The organism is Ochrobactrum sp. 19YEA23 (assembly GCF_029909865.1).
Taxonomy (GTDB): Bacteria; Pseudomonadota; Alphaproteobacteria; order Rhizobiales; family Rhizobiaceae; genus Brucella; species Brucella gambitense.
In genome coordinates this window covers 1,155,558-1,176,632 of the sequence record NZ_JASAMQ010000001.1, presented here as the reverse complement: position 1 = coordinate 1,176,632, position 21,075 = coordinate 1,155,558, and the positions used below count along the sequence as shown (strand labels likewise).

Here is a 21,075-nt window from a genome sequence, read left to right as displayed (position 1 = left end):
TCTCACTTTGCTGAAAGCGCTGCGAGTGGCACACTATGCGCGGTGGCTTGATTAAGCACGCCACCGGCGCTGAAGGACAATATCATGATGAATGCGGTTTTCATTATTCAGGGTGTCATCGCCATCGGCCTGGCCGTTCTGGCGATTGCAGTCATTTTGCGTTATCGCCGTTAGTGACTGTTTTCTCTGCAAATTCTCCTTTAATTTCAAGCAACCGATTTCAATGCGAATCGTTCTTATTGCATTATCGGGTTCATGGAGGAGAGAGAAATGCGGAAAGTAGCACTTGGATTGGTGGCGCTGATGGCAATTTCGGGCTGCACCACCACTGAAAAAGATCTTTCTATAGGTACTGGCGCAGGCGCCATTATCGGCGGCATCGCCGGTGGCGGACGCGGCGCCCTGATCGGTGCGGGTGCTGGTGCCCTCGGCGGTCTGCTGGTGCGTGAGCTGCGCAATGGCAATTGCCAATATCGCAACAGTCGTGGCCAGATTTACGTTGCGCGTTGTAAACGCTAAGTCGAAACGAACAGAGAAACAGTCAAGCCAAAGCGCCGGATCGTCCGGCGCTTTTTTCATTTGCTTGCAAACTAATCCTCCGCTTGGTCTGCTGCATTTCAGCTATTTACCAAGATCAAAAGAGGAACTTTCATCCGTCACCTTCGTTTTATAAAAGATTATCGTCATTCATCGCGTTCACTCAGGGAGATGTTCGATGAAACTCGCTTTGAAAGCTGCTCTCGTCGTAGTGGGGGTCTTGTCGGCAGGCGCGGCGCAGGCCGCTAATGCAATCTCCACTGCCAATCTCAATATCCGTACCGGACCAAGTACCGGCTATCCTTCCATGGGCGCTATTCCGGGCGGCGCTCCTGTGACGGTGCATGGCTGCACCTCGGGGTATGGCTGGTGTCAGGTGAGCTATGGTGCGACCCACGGCTGGTCGTCGTCACGCTATATCGCATTTCAGGAAGGAACGGTTGGCAACGGCTATTCCAATGATTTCGGACGTAATGCAGCCCTCATCGGCATCCCGCTGATCGCCGGCGTGGCAATCGGCTCTGCGCTCAACGACCGCGATGATTACTATTATCGTCGCGGTCACTGGGGCGGACGCCCGGATTACCGTTATCGTAACCGCCACTGGGATCGTCCGGGCTGGCACGGTGGTCGCCCCGGCAATCATGGCCCGCGGGCCTATATCCGCCCGCGTGGCAACGAGCCGCGGTAAGATAAAGAAAATGGCGGGACAAAACCCCGCCATTTTAATTTATTCCGATACCGTCTGCGGATTAAGGTTCAACATCGGGATCGAGCTATTTGGCAACATGGTCGAAGGCAGCTGCCCGTTCCACCGTTCCGCCTGGGTCAACGATACCAGACCCGGATTGTCCCGCAGCGCATCGCCGCGTGCCTTGATCGCGGTTGCCTCTGCCTCGCCGCGCAGGCGGATGGCTTCCGAATCCGCTTCAGCCTGAAGACGCACCGCATCGGCTTGCGCCTCTGCTTCCGCACGGCGGGCATCGGCTTGTGCCTTGGCCTGCGTCACGGTGATTTCGGCCTGCACCTTTTCGCGCTCGGCGTTCTGGCGCAAGCGCTGTACTTCCACCTCCGCCAGCATGCGCTGCTCAATGGACTGCTCATAGGCATCCGAGAAATCGATATTCTCAATCTGGACGCTATCGACGACAACCGGCCCCCGCACGCTGTTCTGGATGGCTTCTGCAATCTCCTGATTGAGACGGCTACGCTCCTGAATGGCGGTCACGGCGTTGAATTTGCCAAACACCGTCTTGCTTTCCTCGAAAACGCGACGCTCCACCAGACGCGAGAGCAGACCGTCCTCGCCGCCATAATTGGCGTAGACTTCCTCGACGCGATCCGGCGGAATGCGATAGTTGACCGACAGATTCATCGTCGCCGGTTGCTGGTCGCGGCTATAGGCTTCCATCTGGTTATAGATCGCCGCTTTCGACTGCACCGAAACCCGCACAATCGTATCGATCATCGGAACCTTGAACCCCAGCCCCGGCTGCGCGACGCCAGCCACTGCGCCATAGCGCAGAATAACGCCGCGCTCACCTTCGTCGATCGTGTACCACGAACCCAGAATAATGCTGAGCACGACCAAACCCACAAACCCGGCCACCGCCGTTGGAATATAACGCATACCCTCTCCTCTTTCATTTATTTAAGCTTTGCTGAAATACGCGCAAAAGCTGCAAACAAGAAAGACAATCGGGCTATATCCACCGAATAGTGCGGAGTTTACTATCGCCGCAAGGATTTAGCTTGGCTTACGTTCTGCCCGTATATGGAAAACAAATAAGCGCATCAGGCTTTTCTGGATTGGGACAACATTTCTGCGGAGGAGCGATAATACACCCATCGGCTTGAACGTCCGTCGCCGCATAGGCAATCGGAGTGAGAAGAACAATAGCGAGCGATATAATTAGAAAAAGGAATCTCATAAAATCTTTCCCGTGAGAGTACCCGCGCCTTTAAGCGCGATTCCCACTTCGCGGTATTCCAAGTCCTGAGGACCACAAACCGACTCGCATGTCCGGGCACGCCAGAGAATGCGCGATCAGAACAAATGATGAAGAAAAGTTGGAACTCGAAAATTATCGAGTTGGAACTTTCGCAATTTGATGAAGCTAAGTTATTGAAAAAGTGGCGATCCCGGCAGGATTCGAACCTGCGACCTACGGCTTAGAAGGCCGGTGCTCTATCCAGCTGAGCTACGGGACCACGTCTTTTAAAAATCGGCGACATTTGCAGCGCTCCGGGTTTCGTGGAAACCCGGGCGTCGTATTCCGGCCTTAGCGCGAATTGCCAGGCCGGGGAAGCTGTCAATGCGTCCAGGGTATCGTGCGGTCGAAGCGGAAATTATCCGAATAGGACACTTTACGGCGCTTCGGCTCATTCGGCTCGGCAACGCGATAGGCAATGCCATAGCGCTTTGCATAAGCGATAGCGTCTTCCTGGCTATCGAATGCGAGGCGAATCTGGCTTCTCATGTCGCCTGACGACGTGTAGCCCATCAATGGCTCGACCTTGCGCGGGCTTTCCGGCTCGTATTCGAGGATCCATTGATCTGTCTTGGCCTGACCGGACTGCATGGCAGTCTTAGCTGGACGGAAAATGCGTGCAACCATTTGAAGAACCTTGGACTATGCTTCTTGCCGCCCCGTGGGAGGCTCTGAATTTCAACAAGGCAATAGTAGACCCACCAATCCATGTCAACGCGATAAAGACGCGCGGTTCAAGCCAAGCACAGGATAGCTCGGTTTTTTATATCAATCATGGTGGGGGAAAAATGGTCGGAGCGAGAGGATTCGAACCTCCGACCCCCTGATCCCAAATCATGGGTAAATATAATAATATCAATAGGTTACACGAGTACTCGCTACCAATGTCGCACAACAGCGCACGATACGCAACTTATCGTCGGTTGCGCCATATTTCGATAATTTCCCGCGCGGCTTTCGTCGGGTCGCCTGTGGCGCGAACGAAATAGGCCGCCCAATTTCTGCCGGTCATCGCCAAGACAGCAGACAATGCATCACTCCAACCAGCATCAAGGGAAAGCAATAACCTGACCGGCTCGGCGAACACGACAGCGGCCGCGATACCTATAGAAAAAGTAATCATTCTTCCCGTCCACGTCATATCACGTTGCATGATCGCACCCACTAGGCTGAACACCAGGATAATCGACCACTTGGCAATCGGCATTTTCGTCACCAGGTCGTGCAAATCGATCATTTCCCCCACCGTGCCTGAAAGAAGCTCTTTGCCGTGTTGCCGCCCATATGCAGGCCCATGTAAACCGTCGTGATCCAAGCAAGATCTGAGAGTGGCACGAGCTCGACATTTGCATTCAAAGCACCGTTCACCGTCGGCGCGAGCACAATGCGCCAAAACCAGGCGAACAAAAGAAACCACTGCCAAGCCGGCAACCATGCCCACGTCCAGGTCGGTTGCTTTGCTTCCAACGGCGCAAGCAGCAGGCGCGAGGTTTCGCGCTGGCTTTCCAGGTTGATGCGCAGAACGTCAGCATTATCGCGCTCGACCTCTTTGATCGCATTGCCGAGCTCGTCGGGATTCTGCATAGGGAGATCATCGACCTCGACGCCGAGCTTGCCGGCGATCATATCGATGACACTTCCCGCGACATCGCCAGCCGCGCCGCCAAGCTGGCGCTGCAGCACTTCTTTGACAAGCGGCGCTCCTACTTTGGCAGCAATACCGATCAGCATTCCCGTCAATGCGCTCACAGGGCTTGCGCCTCCCGCACGTAGGCATCAGCCCGATTCTTGTTGATAATTGCGCGGATCACCAGGTAAGCGAGCAGCGCAAAGCCAGCCACAACAACACCACCGAGGATCCAGTTTGCGATCTGGTCAGCCTGCTCTGGCGTCATTGCCGCGCCACTACCCGCAGCTGCGCCGCCGGTCGCGCCGCCCGCCTGCCGGTTAGATACTGCTTTTGCCTTGACGGCCTCATCCCTGAGAACTTCTTTGACGGGCGTTGACGTATAGGTTTTCGCAGCGAGCGCCCAAGCCACGCCTTTGGCTTCGATCGCAGCAATACGTCGCGTCCAGCCTTTGCCAAACTCTTTCCAGTGCTTGAAAAGCTGATAGCTCGACAACCGGCGCGCGCAGAGTTTTTTGACGGTTTCATGATCAGGACCGCCCAAAACCTTCTCCAACGCTTTCCACGCCGTTCCTGGGCCAGAATTGACGGAATAGTCAAAGGTTGCGAGATCTACGCCGGGAGCGAGCGTATCGCCCCTTACAGGGCTCCAATAATCAGCCCGATAGATCTTCTGCAGCATTTCGTCTGAAATGGCTCGAAGATCGGCTTTCGTCGCTTTGGGTTTCCAGCGCCGGAGCGTCGCCAGCGTGATACCCTTCATGGTCGCGCCGCCCGGATCCTTCGGATTGTCAGCCCAGCCACCTTCATGGGAAAGCGTCTCATTCAGACACGCGACGAAATTTTGCTTTGCCACAGCCGATCTCCAATCGGAAAAACCATGGCAAAGAGTAAGACGGTAACCGGCCCGTTAATTGGAAATTGCTATTCAGCTGGCAGTGGAACTTTGTCAGAATCCTTGAAAACTGGCGTAGACGGTCCCCGAGGCTTAAATCGCTTTGCGATTATCTTTCCGATTTTGATACCCGGCTTTTCAATGGCGAAGTGTATAACCCAAGCCGAGACTATTGCAGAGCCGGTAACGATAATGAGACATGCCCATGCCGGAACGTGCCAATCAAGCAAAATGCGAAGCATCACATAGCCAGCGATACCGTGGATTGCATAAAGCGGATAGCTAATACGGGCGAAAAAATCCCCGATTTTTGATGATCTGAAAAGGTTTGGAAAGCTCATCGCAAACGCAAAAATCAGTATCGCCAAGCCATAATTCGGAGATGAAATGAGGCGGCTACTGAACGGTCCTGACCACATAATCACAAGATGCAATACGAATAGAGAAGCTACCAAGAAAATTGAGCGTTCGGCATTGATGTAATTGTTATAGGCATAGTGGAACACTGAACCAATGAACATGAATACTAGATAGGGCGCTGAATCTATAAGGGCCATCATCAACCAATATGCCGAATAGTTTCCATTTTCATACACTTTCGAAACATTATGAATCAGAAGAAAAGATATTAACGCCACGGCAAAAGGGATAACAAAGAACGCCAACGACCGCCGCTGTAAAGCCGATACCCCAAGCAGACAAATGAAATAGAATTTCATTTCGGTTTCCAAGGTCCATACGATCCCATCAATATTAACGGAATTCAGGATATCTCGGATGCCGGGAATGTAATGAATGAAAACCTGCTTGGCGGTAAATGGCCATTGCGCATCAAAGTACTTAACCGATACAAAAATAGATATTATTGTAATACTGAAACCGGCAGCATAGACCGGCATAATTCGAAATATTCTGCCTATTATAAATTGAAGTCTCGATGATCTCTCCAATGAATAGGGTATCACGAAACCACTGACCAAGAAGAACAGCGCGACACCAAACGCTCCCCAATTGAACAAAGGATGAGGGTGAAGCCACATCAAATAAGAAGGCAACCAAAGCCCATCAACCGCCGGCGATCGGATAAGCTCAGAAACAGCGGCCTGATTCACCCAGAAGAGACCAAAATAGTGGGAAATAATCACGCAAAGAGCAGCAATGCCGCGAAGCGTCGTTGCAAATTCTGTATTTTTCAAATGCCCTCTCCGCCTCCAAAGTCGGTTGAACTATATTCACCAGCGAAGGAAAAATAAAGTTCGCATCACTTCTTTAAGCTATTGAAGCTGCTCCGACAGTTTGGGCGGTAAACGTTCCTGAATTTGGTGTCCAGCTGACAGTAGCAGACTGAGCTCCCACCTGCGTCAATGATGCAGTATTCGAAAGAACAGCCAAATTGGAATTGACGTTAAAATCAGAAGTTCCAGCTTCAAGAATACCGGTCCCAACGTTATCTCTTATTACGCCGCCGGAAGCTCGTATAAAGTGGCTGCTATTGAGCACATAACCGTGCCCTTTAACGTCCTTAATCATGAGATTGCTAATCGCACCATTCTCACAGGATGCAACACGCAAGCCTTGAACGCCAGACGGAGCACCAGCAATCGGTTTTGCTCCGTAAACTGTCACGTTGTCTAGGCTAATAAAGTCACAAGCCTGCAGAGTTATCGAGTTTCCATAACATAGGCCAGCTGAAACACATTGGCCTTGGACATTGAATATTCCATTTATGAGTAGGCCATTCGAATTCAGGCTATCCATCAACACTCTGTCGAGCCAAACGCTCGACCGCAATGTATTTCCGGTCACGACCAAGCCGTATGCTCCGCTTCGGAAAGTCGTATCATTGCCCAAACCAAGAACGTCAAAGCGTATCAGTTCCAGGCCTCCAATCTCTTCGAATCGAGCACCATCCCAGTTAATCGCGCCAGTGTTCGAGACGTAATCAATGCGGATATCTTCGAACTTCATGAAACCTTGCGAACGCCTGTTTCGGATCTGCATGTTCCGAGGGAAATAACAAGCGATACGAACTGCCGAGACCATCTGGCTCCAGTTAGTCGAATGCACTTCATCATGGATGGCGTTGTAACAGTTGTTAAAATCCAGATCCTCGAGATGTACTCCCATGATCGGCTGCAAGCTGGTCTTCAAAAGTACCGCAGATCCAGTCGACGAAGCAGTACCAACGAATTGAAATCCACGTAAAGTCGCGCGAGCGCCAAATGTCCAGGAACGAATGTTAATCGCTGATGCGCCTGAAAAACGCACAGTCACTTTCTCTTTGGCTGTAGCGTCAGAAACAGCGCCTTTATAGATTCCTTGCCCCCCTTCCAATATGAAGCCGGTTTTAAGGGTGAGCCCGTCAAGTATGATCCCCTCTGTGGTGAACGGAACTACAGCATGCCCGTGAAAGTCGAGAGCTGCCTGTACGTTTAAAGTGTCATCGAAACTTCCATCCAGACGAGCCCCAAACCAACGCACATCAACAGGACCATCAAATACCCGCCTCCAGTAGTAACCCGGTGTATTACTTTTAACTAATACACCTTCCATCGGATCGTCATCGGCGGCAATACCTGCCTTTAGAACGAACAGGCCCTCTCTTCCGGGCTCGAGCAAATTTATAGCGCCAAAGAAAACCGGCACATCTTTTAAAAGCAACCGACTTGCAACGCTTATTGGTGCGCGCCTGAACTCATATCCGGAACCATCATCCTTTACGGTTAGTATTTGGCCGGCATCGCCCGGGTCAATGGATGGTAAGTTGATCGTAGCTGCCGCATCTTCTGCACGTTGTGCGGCTTCTTCGGCGCGTTCTGCATTCTGCTCTGCCGCTGCAATATCCTCAGCATTCGGACCATTGGTAAGTCGCTCTGCATCAGCATCCCAAATTATCGCTCGGCCGGGACCGTAGCTCGGCAGCGTGCGCTCCCCCTGAAAATCCGGTGGAAATGTGATTGTGCGATTGGCGTCGCGGCGGAGCTCCTGCAGCACCACGCCCTGTTTCGAAATCTCCTTTTCCAGCTCATTGCTGATGATGGTGCCGCCGCGAAACAGATCCGTTGACCGCTTGTGAAGCCGGTCGCCCAGAACAACATATTCTGTCGTGGTGGCGAGCGGCGCAGGAAATGTGACCGTGAAAGTGGAGAACGCTGCAACAGGATCTGTTTTGATGACAACAACGTCGGTTGTCGCCCAATTGGACTGTCCCGCCGCCTTGGTTAGAACGGCCACATCCTCGATGTCAAAAATCTTCCAGGTAAACGGGCCGAAAGTGGTGCTGACACCGTCGCCAACAAGTACCTGAGTTTCGCGAGTTTCACGAGGAAGCGGATAAGGATTAGGCATGTCGGCAGACCCCACGTTGGTTTCTGCCGATTTTCACCGATTGGGAGCGACGTTAATTGCCGACAACCTGTCAGCGCAGGGCTTGATCTGGAATAAGGCGGCGTTGCCCGTAATCTTCCATCCGCCGCTTTGTCTGTCGCTTGAGGTAACCAGGCGACAGAGATTCTCTGATCGAATTGAGGAAAAGATAGTCCAGCGCCGGCCGAACATAGAAGAGGTTCGCCATTGGCGTATTATTCACCGCCTGGCTAAACATCTGCGCCCATGGTGCTTTCGCCTCATTTCCTGTCAGTTTTCCGGCAGCGGCATCGCGCAAACTCAACAGGTTCTCAGTCAGCTGCGCCGCCTCCCCGATCGTCGGGCCGGCAATCGATTCAAGCACGCCGCCGCCAAACCGGTTTTTCTGAGCGAAAAGGAAATCACCGTACAGGCCGGCCGCGCCGCCCTGCGCCAGCGCCGCAAGGATTGTCTTGTAATCGAAGGGATCTCGCGGTGGCCAATATCCTCGCGCTGCGTCCTTCATCGCAATGACCATATACCCCGCCATCGTCATGCCGGCGAGCAACGAACCTATATGAGCGCCCTTCTCAAGAAACGAGGCATCCTTGCGCTGCCCATAGAGCGCACGCCCTATAACGCGCTGCGTGAAGGAAACTGGGAAGCCCTTGAACTGGCCGATAAAACGCATTGCCTCGCCACCGAAGGTTCCCGGCCGATAGCCTTGTGTCATCGTGCGGCGAGTGCGGGGATCGACTTCGACGACACTGTAACTGGTCTCATCAGCGACAAAGCGCAGTACCGAAAGCTCGAGATCCCGGCGAGCATCTGAAATGATATCCGCGCGCCGCTCGTCGAACTCCGCCTGGCGCTTCTGCCTGGTCGAATCTGATTTGGCCTCATCAAGTTTCGTGGCAAGGCGCGCGGCCGCGATGCGATCAGCCGCGAGAGGCTCGATAGCAGCGTCATCAAGGAGACGAATACGATCAGGCGTCACATATACGCTACCGTTGCCTTCCCGGAAATTCGCCTGGCGAATGGCATCCCATTTCGCCTGGTCGATCCCGTGAAGACCTAGAACATGACGATATCGATCCGGAAGATCCGCGAAGGCGCTTTTCGCACGCATACCCATCTCGGCCGCGATGACACGCCCGGCAGTTGCGCGGTTCACATCGGTCCACCAGGACAAGCCGTTCCAACGGAAATATTTCTCCTGCAGCGCGGAAAGCTTGCCAACCGGACTATCATTTGCTGCGGCCGGCGAAACGATATGGCCGATCATGCCGTCGAATCCCTCGCCAAGCAGATAAGAGATCTCTGCCTGCTCGCCTTTCGGCCGACCTTTCAGGATACCGTCAACCTGCCGAAAGAGACCCTGCCAGAAACCGGAACCACGAAACATCGAAGAGACCGCTGAGACGGGCAGATCGGAAAGCGACGAGATCGTCGCGCCGCCAAGCTTTGCCATGGAAAGGCCGGCGCGAATATCTGCGCTGATTTTCGCGGCCGTCACATTGACCGGACGAGACGCAAGCCCGGTCGAGATCTCGATCGCCTGGCGAAGCGGCCCGGCTTCTGCATTCAGGCCGTTGATCTGTTTCACCTTGTCAGCATCAGATATTTTCGGATCGTCTTTAATTTTCCGCTTCATGCCGTCTGCAAGGCTCGCGAACATCACTTCGGGGTTCGGCCCCAACGCATCCATATTTGCCGCTGTACGGGCCGCGCTGCGCAAATGAGCGAACATTCCGGAGACAGTATTCCCCATGCCAAATTCGTCACGATATGCCAATGCAGCGTCTGCATCGCGGAAATGCAGCACACGCGACTTTCCGAGAGACTTGGCAAGGTTCGCTGGATTGACACGCTGTCCCTTCTCGGCTGCAGTTGTCTTGTTGGAAAATCCGGTGATGATCGTGTCGTAAATGTCGCCAAGCGCATCGATGACTTCGATCTCGCTGGCAGCATCCGGGAACGTGCGATCGAGATCTAGCTTGCCACGAACCGAAGAAACCCACGCATCCTTGCCGGCGGCAATCATCTTCACATCGTCATGCGTTTGAGCACCGGCCCAGCCTTCCAGTTTGCCGATCGACGCACCAAGCTTGTTCAGATCCGTACGAGCCATTTCGGCATAGGATGCAAAGACCTTTGCAGCATATTGCGCATCTTTATTGCCGGTTATGCCCGGCTTTCCATTTTGCTTGAGCTCAGACATTTCGCGCATGATGTCAGCGTCAAAGCGTGGATCTGACAACATGTGAATGAGCTCGGGTTTGTTCGCCTGCAGCTCGGCAAACATAGCGCCGAGATAACGGGCCTCATAAGCCTGATTGAGAGCGGCCACCGAAACGCGACCACCTTCGATGCCTGCCTGCGTTCCCTCGATGACAGAAAGAAGCGCCTGCCGAGGTGACAGCCCTTGCGCCATCAAACTGTCGATCGAATCTTCAAGCTTGTCGCGCACGATAATGTTCAGCGCTGTATGCCTACGCTGCATCGCCGCAGCCACCCTCGTGCGCTCGGCTTCGCGTTCGGCAAAGCTGCGAAGCTTGTCGGCCATGCCGTCGGTGTTGCCTTCCGTGCGAAGGCGGTCGCGATAATCTGCGATGCGCTGGAATGCATCATTGATCTCGTCTTTTGTCAGGCGCTCACCAGACGCCTTGTTGGCCGCATTGAAGCATCCAGCGTCCGGAGTGTATTTTTTTGCCATGGGAAAACCTCAGATCAAACAGGCAACGGCGGCCTTGAGCGCTTCGCCATAAGCGGCCCCGTCATCAAAGGTTGATTGTGCTGCAGCGATTGCGGCCTTGTCGGCCTCCGTCAAACGCCCTTCAAATTCAAGCTGGGCGATATCGGCTTCCTCGACGAATGAACCATTTGCTGGATCAACACGGTACTGCTCGGCAAGCGCACGATAATCGTCCGGTCGGCCGACAGAGTTTTCCGCCTGGGATCGCCCGTCGGGGATCGGTTCCGGGCGTGGGCGCGAAACATCAATGGCGCTGACTGCAGGACGAGTGATCCGGGTGCCAGGCGCAGCCAACTCAGTCACCGGCGTAGCAGACTGATTCACCGCAGGATCCACATCGTCGACAGGTGACGAAATCCGGTTGAAATTTTCCGTAGCATCGGCCCAATAGGCTTTTCGGGCATCAGCCTGCAGCTGCTCGACGCGCTGCTGCAGTTCCATTCGTTCCCGTGAAACCGGCTCATTCGCTGATCGACGCGCGCGCAGGCTTTCATCAATCGTTTCGATTTCTCGAACAACATTGTCGTCGATCAATGACAGTCGTTCGCGCAGATCCGTCCTGATAGCGTCGCGTCTCTGGACGGCGGCGGCACGCTCCTTGTCAGAGCCAGCCTTTGCAACATTGGCTTCCGCTTTTTCCAACCGTTCCGCGAGACGCTCAGCCTCGATCATGGCCGCGCGAGTTGGACCAAACCGCTCATTATCGATTGAAAGAGAGGTCAGACGCGCAATTTCAGCAGAATTGATTTCAAATGTCCGATCAAGAGCGTCTAGACGTTCGAAGGTCGCAGGCTCCAGATTACGCGCGATAGAATCTATCGCAACACGCGGCGCAACCTCATCCGTCACACGGGCAAGAGGCTCAATTGCGTTGGGAGATAGTTTTACCTCCCCTTCCGTCAGCAGGCCGTCAATGGCCTCATTGAGAGCAATGCGCGCTTCCTGCACATTGCGCAAAGTCGAAAGCTGCTCTTTCGTCGCGGCTTCCAACCTCGCATCTGCACGGCGACCGAGGACGCCACCGACGGCACCAAATGCACCCCCGATAAGAGCCGCCATTGCGATGTCAGTTGTCATCGCCTGCCATGAAACGTCATCACCCAGATCCGCGCGCGCGTCAGCCGTCGCCAGACCGAAAACCGCCGTGTTAGTCGCAGCATCAAGCGAACCAGCAAGTGCAGCGCCTCCAACGCGACCGAACTTTGCAGCTGCAGCGCCCTTCACCAAAGGGCCAGCAACGGGAATATAGTTGATAGGGTCGAGTGCTTGGCCTGCCAGATTGCCAAAGAAAGACGTAACCGGACGCTTTTCCGCATAAAATTGACGGACTTTCTTTGCGTCATCCCAGGCGGCAAGTGTCGCAGCACGATCGCGCGTCATGCCAGCATCGTAAGGAATGTTGTTACGATAGTAGGGCGAAGCGATATATTCGTCCTGCGTCATCGCCCCTGCCGCTTTGCGCCGGGCGGAAAATTCTTCATCGGTCTCAAATCGTTGTTCCTGCAACCCGCCAATTGTGCGACCGGTATAGACGGACTGCTTTTCGAGCGGAGCGGTCATTGGCAGCGAACTTCCCCGCAAGAATGTGCCGAGGCCGTAGCTTTCGAGCGCCCCTCCGCCGAGCTGATCCAGAAATGTGCTGCCAATGCCCATGGGCTGCGCATAAGCATCCTGGACCATCTGACCAGGAGAAAGTGTATTGAAGGACGGAGTTGCGCGAAATCCCATCATTGTCCGGCCCGCCATTCATTCAAATCACCGATCGGATCAGACGATTTACGGGCTTCAAGTGCCGCGCGTCCGGATGATGTGACGTCCTCGAGCGAAAACAGAAGTGGCTTGCCATCCTTTCCGGGAACAGCCAGGCCGCTATAACTATCGATGAAAACGAAACCATCGCCAGCGCTGCGGAAAACGCCCTCATCCAATATGCTGGCAATGTGATTTTTCGTAACTGCATCATGGATGGCACGGCCCCCGTCCGAAACCTTGACGCCTGCAGGTGTCGAGACGGCAGCTTCGAGGGCACTGCGCACACGCGATTTCATTTCATTGAGGCCAGCCATGACATCAGCCGGATCACGATCGCGGGGCAAAAGGATCTCGGCGTTGACAGATCCGTTGCGCTGGATCGGAACAACGTCGCCGTAAAGATCACGTGCGACACCGGCAACAGCGGCATTTACATCCTGACCGGCACGCAAACGCATCTGTACAGAGCGCTTCATCAGTTTTGCGTCACGCTCTGCAAGCAAATAATTCTGCGCCGTCCCGCCCGACAGGCCATAATAAATATCGCCGATCTTGCCATCGGCCATGATGTTGGCCTGAATTTCGTCGTCGATCTCAGATGGCTTGACGGAGAGTGTGCCAGGCTGTTTATCCGGATCGAGCATCGCAGCCTGGAAGAGCCGACGAGCGGCCTCCGGATCTCCGCGATCGAGCGCGTTGAAAGCACCTTCCGTAAAACCGTCCAGGCCGGCGCCGACCATCTGATCGAAAATTGCGCGACGCTGCGCGCGATCCTCAGTCGCAAACATCAGATTGGTAACGCCGGCGATCCGATCGTTGTCCTCGAGCTTTGCATTGTTGAACTGCGACACCGCCGCCTGTGCGACAGACTTTGGCAGTATTTTCGGCGAGACAACCCCAAGCCGTTCCTGCGCGGCGACGGTGGCAGAAACGGCCTTCTCAAAACTTGCCGGATTGTCTGCTGATACCTCGTTCCAAGCCGCGCGGACGGTAGGATCAGCATTCTGCACAAATGCGACGGGATCATCGGCCAGTAGCTTGGCCTTGGCTTCGACGAAATCACTCGCGTAACCATAAGTGCGCAGCTGGGCATCGGTTGGGTTCGAGCCCAGATCACGGCGCAATTGCATAACCTTCGCCTGGGCATCCTTGATCGGCAAGCCCCCGAGTTTGTGGGCAAGATCGATCTTCGCAACAGTCTCATCGACAATGGCCTGCCCGCCGGTAGCCGTAGAAGCATCAAGCTTGAATTTCGCAAAAGCCGCTTCGTCGACCTCAAACCCGGCCGCCAACCGTTCGACGAAATCGTTTCCCCGCTTGGTAAGTGCGGTTTTGGCCTGATTATCCTCAACACGCTTTGAACGCTCGAGAGCATCCAGTTTGGCATCGAGGATTTCCCAGCCGTCACCATCGAGGCCGTCAAGGCCACCGGCGGCGAAATCCGTCTGCATGGTTTTCCGGAGAGCGGCAACCTTGTCCGATGGAAGGTTTTCAGCCTGGCGCAAATAGAAGCCGACGGCCGTCGCGCGTCGGCTGGTAATTTTAGCCTTCGCTGCATCGTCGGCCGACATCACACCAAGCGTGACTGCCGCATCGAAATGGTCGTCGATCGCTGTCTGTGCCGATTGGACAGCATCGACCGCACCGGGATTATCTGCAGAGACAGATGCAATTCGGCGCTGCACATCGGTTTCGAGCTCTGAAGTCCGGGACAAGAACTCAGCCCGATTTTGCTGCTCCTTCCGCGTTTCCTTATCGCGGATCGCTTGCTCGATATAAGGTTGCGTCATTCGAGCGAACGCGTTTTCGTATTCCGGTCGGATTTCGTCGAATACATGATCCTCAAGCTGCAGCTTTTTAAGATCATTAAGTTTGCTTTGCAGCGCGACCGGATCATCCTTCGTGGCCATATAAACGTTGAAGATATCCGACCGCATGGTCGTATCGAGTTGCTGCAGATAGGTTTTCGTGCCGGCAGCATCATATGCCCGCCCATAGATCGAACTGCTGTTTGTCGGCTGAAAGCCGCCCCGCTTGCCTGGAGTAATGTTTACGTTGCCCTGCGGATTATAATACTGCCGTTCCTGGTCTCTATGCAGTGTTTCGGCATAGGCATCAGCCTCTTTAGCGTCTTTAAACTTTCCCAGATGTTTTCCGGTCTGATGATAGAGCTCGACAGCTTTCTCATCGGACAAAACCTTTCCGTCGGGCGAAACGGTCGGGATTAGGATTTCAGTTCCGTCCTCGTTGATCGAGATCGAGCGAACCGTACTTATTGAACCATCCTGATTTTTGACAACCGGTCGGTTCTGCAAATCTATATTGCCCTTTTCGACAAGCCCTTTCGGCTGCGGTATTGCAGGCACAACACCAGGCGCGGCGACAGAACGCGCAACAGCCGGCGAAACCCCCGTCGGCGGTGTGGCCCCGGTCTGGATCGGGTCAACACCGGCTTGCCTGCCTATGCCGTCCCAGTTTCCGATCCCGACCGCCTTTGCACCATACCACTGCCCCCAGCCTTTTTTGCTCGCCTCATCGAGGGCATAATCGATAGTCTTGAAAAGGTTTGCCGGATCGCTCGCTCTCAGGCCAGTTTCTGCCTCAAAACGATTTCCGAGCCCTTCCGGGAACCCTGTATTCCCACCTCCAACCAGGAGTTGGAACGGACCAAATGAAGGTTCACGACGACCATTTTTCGTCACACCGCTTTGAACAAAGCCGTTCAACCCACCTTCAGATTTTGCGACACGAACAGCATGATCCGGATTTATGCCGCGTTTCTGGGCTGCTGACCGAACGTAAGCCTCAATCTCTCCGGGTGCGGATTTGCTACCGGTGAAATTAGCTGAAAGTTCAAAGCTACCCCCGACGGGACCGCCCGCGCTTGCCGGATCGACTTGTCCGGACACAGTTGCCGCACCTGGACCACCTGCCAAAGCTGCAGCACGACCCGCACGTGCGCCGTCGACCTCAGCGTATTCATTGGCGATCTGGCCGGCGACACCAGCAAGACGGAAAAATCCCTCGGCGACTTTTCGCTCGAGATCTCCGCCCTCGCGCGCAACACCAAGAAGGCCATCCGATAGAATGGCCCGCCCGGTCAGTTTCTGATAGTTGACAACTTCGCGACGTTGGTTTGCCATCAGTACCGCCTTGCAATATCGGCAGCGCCACCAATGCCTGCCGTAAGACCCTGTACAATGCCAGCTCGACGAGCGCGCTTGGCTGCATTTCGATAGTTCGCCGCACGTTCCATGAGGCGCGCGCCGTTGCCGAGCTCAGTGCCGGTGTTCGTTGTCGTCATCATATCCGCCTCGCGATAGGCCTCTTGCTTGGCCTGGGCGGCGGTGCCGAACGACAGATCCAGACCGGACGAAGCATATGCGCTATCAATTGCGCCTTGCGCGTCTCGCATCGCCGCTTTGATTGACCCTCGCCGCTCGATCCCCTGCAGGTTCTGAACGGCCTGTTCGCGCTCGGCATCGATCGCCTGCGCCTTCAACGCATCCTCTTCTGCAGCGCCTGCAGAAAATGCAGATGCAACGCCAAGAACAGTTGCCGTTCCCTGCAGGATCGTGGAAATCAAACCGCCGGCGCTGATCCCCGCAGTTGCGCCCGCTGCCGCCCCTGCAGCGGCACCGGTACCGGCGGCAGCGCCGCCACCCAACAGAGAAGCCAGGCCCGTGAAGATCATTGCCATTACAGCTTTTCCCCCGTCGAGTAATCGCGCACCTGCAGGTATCCAGGCCGCACTTGCGTTATGACAAGAGTGGTATCGACCGCGTGGCCCTTTATTCCCGTAACTTTGACCTTCTTGGTCTTGCGGGGCAGCGGAGCGTCGGCAGGATCACTCGTTTCCAACCACTCTACGTCTTTGACCCGACGGTTATTTGCACCGACGGCCAAGGAGTTGGTGTCAATGACATTGATTTCAGCGGTATGGATGCGACCCGGCCGACGCAAAATGCGGTCATCGTCCAGCACGAGGACATGGGGCATTGATTCATAGATCGGCGCGATCCAGCGGCCGACGGTCACCTGAGAATAAGCCATGCCGAGATCGATCACCCCGGCCTGACAAACAAACGGGCCAAGTAGGAAGCCATCAGCTTCACACCATAATGTTGTGCCGTTCGGATATGGCAGGCCAGAAACACGGCCGGCAAGATCCGTGGTAGACTTGACCGCCTGCTGAAACAGCAAGTTTTCCTGCATATATTCGTGGCGCAGCTCGCCGCCGCGATCAGTGCAGATCCACGGATCGTTATAGCCGTCGATCGCGATCTCGCGGACTTTGCCGCTATCTGCGCACAACCATTCGCATAACCCAAGGATATCCTGATTGCGAATTACGTTCGCGGATAGCAATCGGCCGTCATCACGCAGCAACCACATGCGGTTTGTATCCGTCGCTGTGGACCCGACCTGTCGGGCGTTCCGCAAGATGCCCTTGATCAGATGCGAAGATAACAGCGTTTCCGGATTGGCGTTGAAGCTGGTGGAGACGTCGTCGTAAACGAGCGAAAGGATCATCTGCCCGTTGTTCGAAACGTAATACAGCAAGCCCTCGAGATCGATCGGATCCGTGTTCGGTCGAATGCCCACTTCGGAAGCCAGAACATAATTCAACGGCTCATTCCGGCTAATGGTGCGGTTTGTGGCGAAGTAAGCCCCCAGATCCGTGAAGGCGAGGAAGTATTTCGAATCTTTGATGCGCAGGAGCTGTTCGGTCGTTTGCGGTCGCAACCGATCAAGACGAGCGGCATTGTCTGCGGTTGCCTTGATATTCAGGTTGAAATATTCGCCCTGCTGACTGAGGATCTGCGCACTTGGCTGCCCCTCAAGGTTCGCATAACCCAATCGATCCTGCATCAGTGCGGCAGTTCCAGGCCAGCCGCGAGAAGTACTGATAATCGGCTCGCCGCCAGTCTTGCCGATTTGCGTATGTGATGGCAGCGCGGAAACTTCCGACGTATTGGCAACAAGCGCGCCGAGCTCATATTGCTCGCCCGATGAAGCCCCGCCAAAAGTGATTGTCAGCTTCCAGGACTTTCCGCCTGGCAGTTCATTGTTCTGGACGGTCACGCCGCCATCGATCGACGGCAGATCGTTCAGGGCAACAGCCAGCCTCGCGGCAAAGTCGTTCCAGTTAGCAACTGTGCTGTTGCCATTGATCGGCACAATGCTACCCGACGCCGAATTACGGAACGGCACTGATGCAGCATCTTCGCCATTAACCTTGAGGTTGAGATAGCAATAGGTCGCATCGCTATCCGACCATCGCATGAAGATTTCCCAGATATCGTCGGTTTTCGGGTAAGTCCCGCCATAATCGATTTCCGGAATGCCTTCATACGGCCAGAGATCGACCGTCCATTCATAGTCAGATCCTGCGCGTCGAATGCGAATAGTCTGCAGTTTCGGATGAAACACGCCGACCGTCGAAGCCTCGGCGTAAAAATCGATATCTGGCAGCATGACAGCCGTCAGCGCTGGCAGATATACACACGCGACCCAAGTCTTGTTTTTCCAGATGTCGCAAAACCCGGCACCAAATGCGAACTGATATCCGTTGTCCTTCGAAACATAAAGGCGGCGATAACGCGGATAAACCGATGGGCCGGTTTCTGAAAATGCGGTCACACTGCCAAGCGTGAACGTGCCGGTCCCGATCGGATAAACCACGATGCGCACCGCGATTGCGGTTTTTGCCAGACCGGGCGGGAAGGCAACAAAGCGGGAAACGGCCGACAATCCGCCTCCCATCAGCGGCGTTATCGCCTGCCAGACGCCACCAGTCGCAACCTCGACTGAGAAGTTGAACGAAATATTTGCGGCAAGTCCGGAGATATAGACGCCTGAAACTGATGTGGCGGCAAAGCCCTGCTCGTGAACCGTTGCCGTCGAGGAATGCGGGCCAAGGGAATTTCCGGAAGTCGCAGGCGTAATCGATACGAGCCCCTTACGAACCGGACCACCATCAAGTGAACCAGGCATCAGCCGGAAACCAGATTGAGGAACGGGCTCAATGCCCTTGAACCTCAGTCCCCCGGAGTAATACTGTTTGATGTCGGGACGACCTGCGATCAGCTTGTCGAGCTCACCGGAATTGCAGGAAGACTTTCGCGGTCCTGGACGTGAAACCATGCCGTCACTCCCAACGTGCAGAAGTCAGAGGATCAAATTCCCACGGTGAGCGAGGCATGGGAGCAGCAGCGCGATCCTGCGCGATGAGCCTGCCAAATGCGCCGCCGGTGCCCTCCTGGCTGGGCGTCCCGAAAGCTTTAACCCTCAGTTCCTCTGCGGTTTCCGTGTCCTCGTTGACTGCCTTTGCAAGCGCGGAACCAAGCGCTATCAAAAAGGCGACGCGCCAATCGACAGGCCAATATTCTGGATCAACCAGCACCTTGCATCGGCCCCACACGTGGGGTTCATTCGCATAGACGTTGCCCGCCTCGATGTCGTAATCTCGCAATGGCGTTTCTGGACGGATCGAGCGCAGAAGCTTTTGCGGCGGTCCTATTCGGTCACCGGGTAGCTCAAAGCCGTATTCCCAACCATTTTCAGGCGTGGCAGAAATCTTGACCAGCTTGGTGGTGCGGCGAGCAAACGACCAGTCATGCAGACCGAAACAGTGAGAAATCACCTCGTCCCAGGCAGCATCGCAGGATCCGCTAAGATCGTCTTCTGCATCGATGGAATAAATCGCAGATTCGCCAAGGTGCAGAACCAGGGCACGATTGATGAGGGTCGGTTTGTCAACGAGCTGGTTTTCCATGGTGCACCCGGCAAAAGAGAAACGCCGGCGACAGAGCCGCCGGCGTGTGGATTATGCGCCGGCCGTGTCTGCGACCGTGACGTTGCCGGATCCAGGAACCGCGGTAACAATCAGGCGGGCGTAAGCACCAGTGCCGTTGTGGACAGCGACAGCATCGATGATGTCGTTCACTTTCAATGTGCTGCGCGCATCATTGAAATAGCCGGCGGTCAACACCGTCGCCTTCGCATCGTCGGTTGCGTAGGAGTAGAAATTGCAATTGCGTCCGGTATCGACCGGGGCGGTGTTGTATCGCGCCAGAGCGCGGATCTTGAAAGCCATGACGAAACCTCATGTGTTTGAGAGAAGTCGCCGGGCGATACTCGCCCGACGCCGAAATGGCGGGTTAAGCCGCAACGGTCTTGATTGCCGGACGTTCTGGCGTGGTGATTTTCTTGAAGCGAAGGCGCTTCACACCCTTGCGCTGAATGCCGATTGCAGCGCCACCCATGCCGACCTTGCCGAGCAGAGGATCACCCTCGCGGTCATAGTGGACCGTAAAGCTGGGCTGTTCCTTGTTCCACGGCGTTTCCGCGCCCATCGCTGATTTCGCCCACATGAATGCGTCGAGCGAATTGCCGTCGGCTCCCTTGAAGTACTCGTCCGGCATGGTGAAGTAATGAACATCACGAACAGTTCGAGCCCTTTGGCGCATGACCTTGGAGAATGGTGCATTCTCTGGCCCGACATACGACGCCTTCGAGAACTCCTTGTACATAAGAAGCTGCGACATCCACATTTCGGGCAGCGGGCAGAAATATTCGTCCTCTTCGATTTCGCCTTGCGCAGCAATTTCAGAGCGGGCCTGCTCGAGATAGGTGATATCGATTACTTCCGCACCGGTTCCAATATCGGGAGTGCCAGGCGTGAAAACGTCGAGAGCTCCGAGCTTGATTTTGTCGGCCTGACGCTTAATTGCCATCGTCAATTGGCGGGCAACTGCATCCTGCTCACTCGGACCCATCTTGTATTTGTCTTTCGACAGAATCCAGGCAGACGCTTCGAAGTCTTTCATCGTGACTTGCACAGTTTTCAGATCGGCGTTCCCGCCTTCGACAAACTGTATCGATCCCGTGATTTCCTTTGCCTCAAGTCGCCCTGCAATAGGGAACTTGACGGTGTTTGCCTGCGTATCACCTGACATCATGGTACCGTCGAGATAACCGCCCTTTGCCTGGTACATGATGGTGATTTTATCTTTGATGACTTCTCGGAACCAATTTGGAGCCTGTTCCATGGGAAAACCTCATTAAAGTTGAAACTTTTGGGGTGCTCCGGTTCCGATAAAGCCAGCCGGCCAAGGGTCCGGTGATGGATAGCCTTGGCCGGTTCCGGGTCGTTCCCGTTGCATGCGCG

18 protein-coding genes and 1 tRNA gene are annotated in these 21,075 nt (G+C 54.8%); 3 read left to right on the top strand and 16 right to left on the bottom strand.

The annotated features are described in order from the left end of the window. The first annotated feature begins 270 nt into the window (after positions 1-270). Both QBD01_RS05440 and QBD01_RS05435 read left to right on the top strand, forming a co-directional pair. A complete protein-coding gene (locus QBD01_RS05440; RefSeq protein WP_280991906.1) occupies positions 271-519 on the top strand; it encodes a YMGG-like glycine zipper-containing protein in 249 nt (82 codons plus the stop codon). Positions 520-715: 196 nt separating this feature from the next. After that, positions 716-1,228 (top strand): SH3 domain-containing protein, encoded by a 513-nt coding sequence (locus tag QBD01_RS05435; RefSeq protein ID WP_280991905.1) that lies wholly within the window; start codon positions 716-718, stop codon positions 1,226-1,228. 39 nt (positions 1,229-1,267) lie between these two features. On the opposite strand, the gene QBD01_RS05430 is transcribed toward QBD01_RS05435, so the two are convergent. From QBD01_RS05430 to QBD01_RS05390, 9 genes are all read right to left on the bottom strand, one after another. Further along, complete coding sequence (locus tag QBD01_RS05430; RefSeq protein WP_280991904.1) at positions 1,268-2,167, bottom strand: prohibitin family protein; 900 nt, start codon at positions 2,165-2,167, stop codon at positions 1,268-1,270. 504 nt (positions 2,168-2,671) lie between these two features. Next, positions 2,672-2,748 (bottom strand) — tRNA-Arg (locus tag QBD01_RS05425). 101 nt (positions 2,749-2,849) lie between these two features. Further along, positions 2,850-3,155 (bottom strand): ETC complex I subunit, encoded by a 306-nt coding sequence (locus QBD01_RS05420; RefSeq protein ID WP_182520172.1) that lies wholly within the window; start codon positions 3,153-3,155, stop codon positions 2,850-2,852. A 286-nt stretch (positions 3,156-3,441) separates the two neighbouring features. Beyond that, complete coding sequence (locus QBD01_RS05415) at positions 3,442-3,765, bottom strand: hypothetical protein (RefSeq protein ID WP_280991903.1); 324 nt, start codon at positions 3,763-3,765, stop codon at positions 3,442-3,444. Further along, complete coding sequence (locus tag QBD01_RS05410; RefSeq protein ID WP_280991902.1) at positions 3,762-4,277, bottom strand: hypothetical protein; 516 nt, start codon at positions 4,275-4,277, stop codon at positions 3,762-3,764. The genes QBD01_RS05415 and QBD01_RS05410 overlap by 4 nt, the downstream gene beginning before the upstream one ends. Next, positions 4,274-5,011 (bottom strand): glycosyl hydrolase 108 family protein, encoded by a 738-nt coding sequence (locus tag QBD01_RS05405; RefSeq protein ID WP_280991901.1) that lies wholly within the window; start codon positions 5,009-5,011, stop codon positions 4,274-4,276. The genes QBD01_RS05410 and QBD01_RS05405 overlap by 4 nt, the downstream gene beginning before the upstream one ends. A gap of 68 nt (positions 5,012-5,079) precedes the next feature. Beyond that, on the bottom strand, positions 5,080-6,246 hold the full coding sequence (locus tag QBD01_RS05400) for an acyltransferase (RefSeq protein WP_280991900.1): 1,167 nt from the start codon (positions 6,244-6,246) through the stop codon (positions 5,080-5,082). A gap of 73 nt (positions 6,247-6,319) precedes the next feature. Then, entirely contained in the window at positions 6,320-8,398 is a 2,079-nt protein-coding gene (locus QBD01_RS05395) for a hypothetical protein (RefSeq protein WP_280991899.1), read from the bottom strand. A 70-nt stretch (positions 8,399-8,468) separates the two neighbouring features. Beyond that, the gene (locus tag QBD01_RS05390; RefSeq protein WP_280991898.1) at positions 8,469-10,700 is read right to left on the bottom strand and encodes a hypothetical protein; all 2,232 of its coding nucleotides are present in this window, start codon (positions 10,698-10,700) and stop codon (positions 8,469-8,471) included. Between the two features lie 120 nt (positions 10,701-10,820). Here QBD01_RS05390 and QBD01_RS05385 point away from each other — a divergent pair, with 120 nt between their 5' ends. After that, entirely contained in the window at positions 10,821-11,186 is a 366-nt protein-coding gene (locus QBD01_RS05385) for a hypothetical protein (RefSeq protein ID WP_280991897.1), read from the top strand. On the opposite strand, the gene QBD01_RS05380 is transcribed toward QBD01_RS05385, so the two are convergent. The 7 genes from QBD01_RS05380 to QBD01_RS05350 form a co-directional block, all read right to left on the bottom strand. Next, positions 11,121-12,881 carry a hypothetical protein gene (locus QBD01_RS05380; protein WP_280991896.1) on the bottom strand — a complete coding sequence of 587 codons (1,761 nt, stop codon included), beginning with the start codon at positions 12,879-12,881 and terminating at the stop codon, positions 11,121-11,123. The genes QBD01_RS05385 and QBD01_RS05380 overlap by 66 nt on opposite strands. Beyond that, on the bottom strand, positions 12,878-15,097 hold the full coding sequence (locus tag QBD01_RS05375) for a hypothetical protein (RefSeq protein WP_280991895.1): 2,220 nt from the start codon (positions 15,095-15,097) through the stop codon (positions 12,878-12,880). The genes QBD01_RS05380 and QBD01_RS05375 overlap by 4 nt, the downstream gene beginning before the upstream one ends. A gap of 947 nt (positions 15,098-16,044) precedes the next feature. Next, the gene (locus QBD01_RS05370; protein WP_280991894.1) at positions 16,045-16,602 is read right to left on the bottom strand and encodes a hypothetical protein; all 558 of its coding nucleotides are present in this window, start codon (positions 16,600-16,602) and stop codon (positions 16,045-16,047) included. Next, the gene (locus QBD01_RS05365; RefSeq protein ID WP_280991893.1) at positions 16,602-19,049 is read right to left on the bottom strand and encodes a hypothetical protein; all 2,448 of its coding nucleotides are present in this window, start codon (positions 19,047-19,049) and stop codon (positions 16,602-16,604) included. The genes QBD01_RS05370 and QBD01_RS05365 overlap by 1 nt, the downstream gene beginning before the upstream one ends. A 4-nt stretch (positions 19,050-19,053) precedes the next feature. Beyond that, positions 19,054-19,680, bottom strand: a complete 627-nt coding sequence (locus QBD01_RS05360; RefSeq protein WP_280991892.1) for a hypothetical protein — start codon at positions 19,678-19,680, stop codon at positions 19,054-19,056. A 51-nt stretch (positions 19,681-19,731) separates the two neighbouring features. Further along, on the bottom strand, positions 19,732-20,001 hold the full coding sequence (locus tag QBD01_RS05355; protein WP_113474556.1) for a hypothetical protein: 270 nt from the start codon (positions 19,999-20,001) through the stop codon (positions 19,732-19,734). A 64-nt stretch (positions 20,002-20,065) separates the two neighbouring features. Next, on the bottom strand, positions 20,066-20,956 hold the full coding sequence (locus tag QBD01_RS05350) for a phage capsid protein (protein ID WP_280991891.1): 891 nt from the start codon (positions 20,954-20,956) through the stop codon (positions 20,066-20,068). Between the last annotated feature and the right edge of the window lie 119 nt (positions 20,957-21,075).

What these genes read in the sequence shown, in the direction of transcription:
- QBD01_RS05350 (WP_280991891.1), bottom strand. Translation starts at nt 20,956, where the DNA reads ATGGAACAGGCTCCAAATTGGTTCCGAGAAGTCATCAAAGATAAAATC.
- QBD01_RS05435 (WP_280991905.1), top strand. Translation starts at nt 716, where the DNA reads ATGAAACTCGCTTTGAAAGCTGCTCTCGTCGTAGTGGGGGTCTTGTCG.
- QBD01_RS05430 (WP_280991904.1), bottom strand. Translation starts at nt 2,167, where the DNA reads ATGCGTTATATTCCAACGGCGGTGGCCGGGTTTGTGGGTTTGGTCGTG.
- QBD01_RS05395 (WP_280991899.1), bottom strand. Translation starts at nt 8,398, where the DNA reads ATGCCTAATCCTTATCCGCTTCCTCGTGAAACTCGCGAAACTCAGGTA.
- QBD01_RS05415 (WP_280991903.1), bottom strand. Translation starts at nt 3,765, where the DNA reads ATGATCGATTTGCACGACCTGGTGACGAAAATGCCGATTGCCAAGTGG.
- QBD01_RS05355 (WP_113474556.1), bottom strand. Translation starts at nt 20,001, where the DNA reads ATGGCTTTCAAGATCCGCGCTCTGGCGCGATACAACACCGCCCCGGTC.
- QBD01_RS05360 (WP_280991892.1), bottom strand. Translation starts at nt 19,680, where the DNA reads ATGGAAAACCAGCTCGTTGACAAACCGACCCTCATCAATCGTGCCCTG.
- QBD01_RS05440 (WP_280991906.1), top strand. Translation starts at nt 271, where the DNA reads ATGCGGAAAGTAGCACTTGGATTGGTGGCGCTGATGGCAATTTCGGGC.
- QBD01_RS05390 (WP_280991898.1), bottom strand. Translation starts at nt 10,700, where the DNA reads ATGTTTGCCGAGCTGCAGGCGAACAAACCCGAGCTCATTCACATGTTG.
- QBD01_RS05380 (WP_280991896.1), bottom strand. Translation starts at nt 12,881, where the DNA reads ATGATGGGATTTCGCGCAACTCCGTCCTTCAATACACTTTCTCCTGGT.
- QBD01_RS05365 (WP_280991893.1), bottom strand. Translation starts at nt 19,049, where the DNA reads ATGGTTTCACGTCCAGGACCGCGAAAGTCTTCCTGCAATTCCGGTGAG.
- QBD01_RS05370 (WP_280991894.1), bottom strand. Translation starts at nt 16,602, where the DNA reads ATGGCAATGATCTTCACGGGCCTGGCTTCTCTGTTGGGTGGCGGCGCT.
- QBD01_RS05420 (WP_182520172.1), bottom strand. Translation starts at nt 3,155, where the DNA reads ATGGTTGCACGCATTTTCCGTCCAGCTAAGACTGCCATGCAGTCCGGT.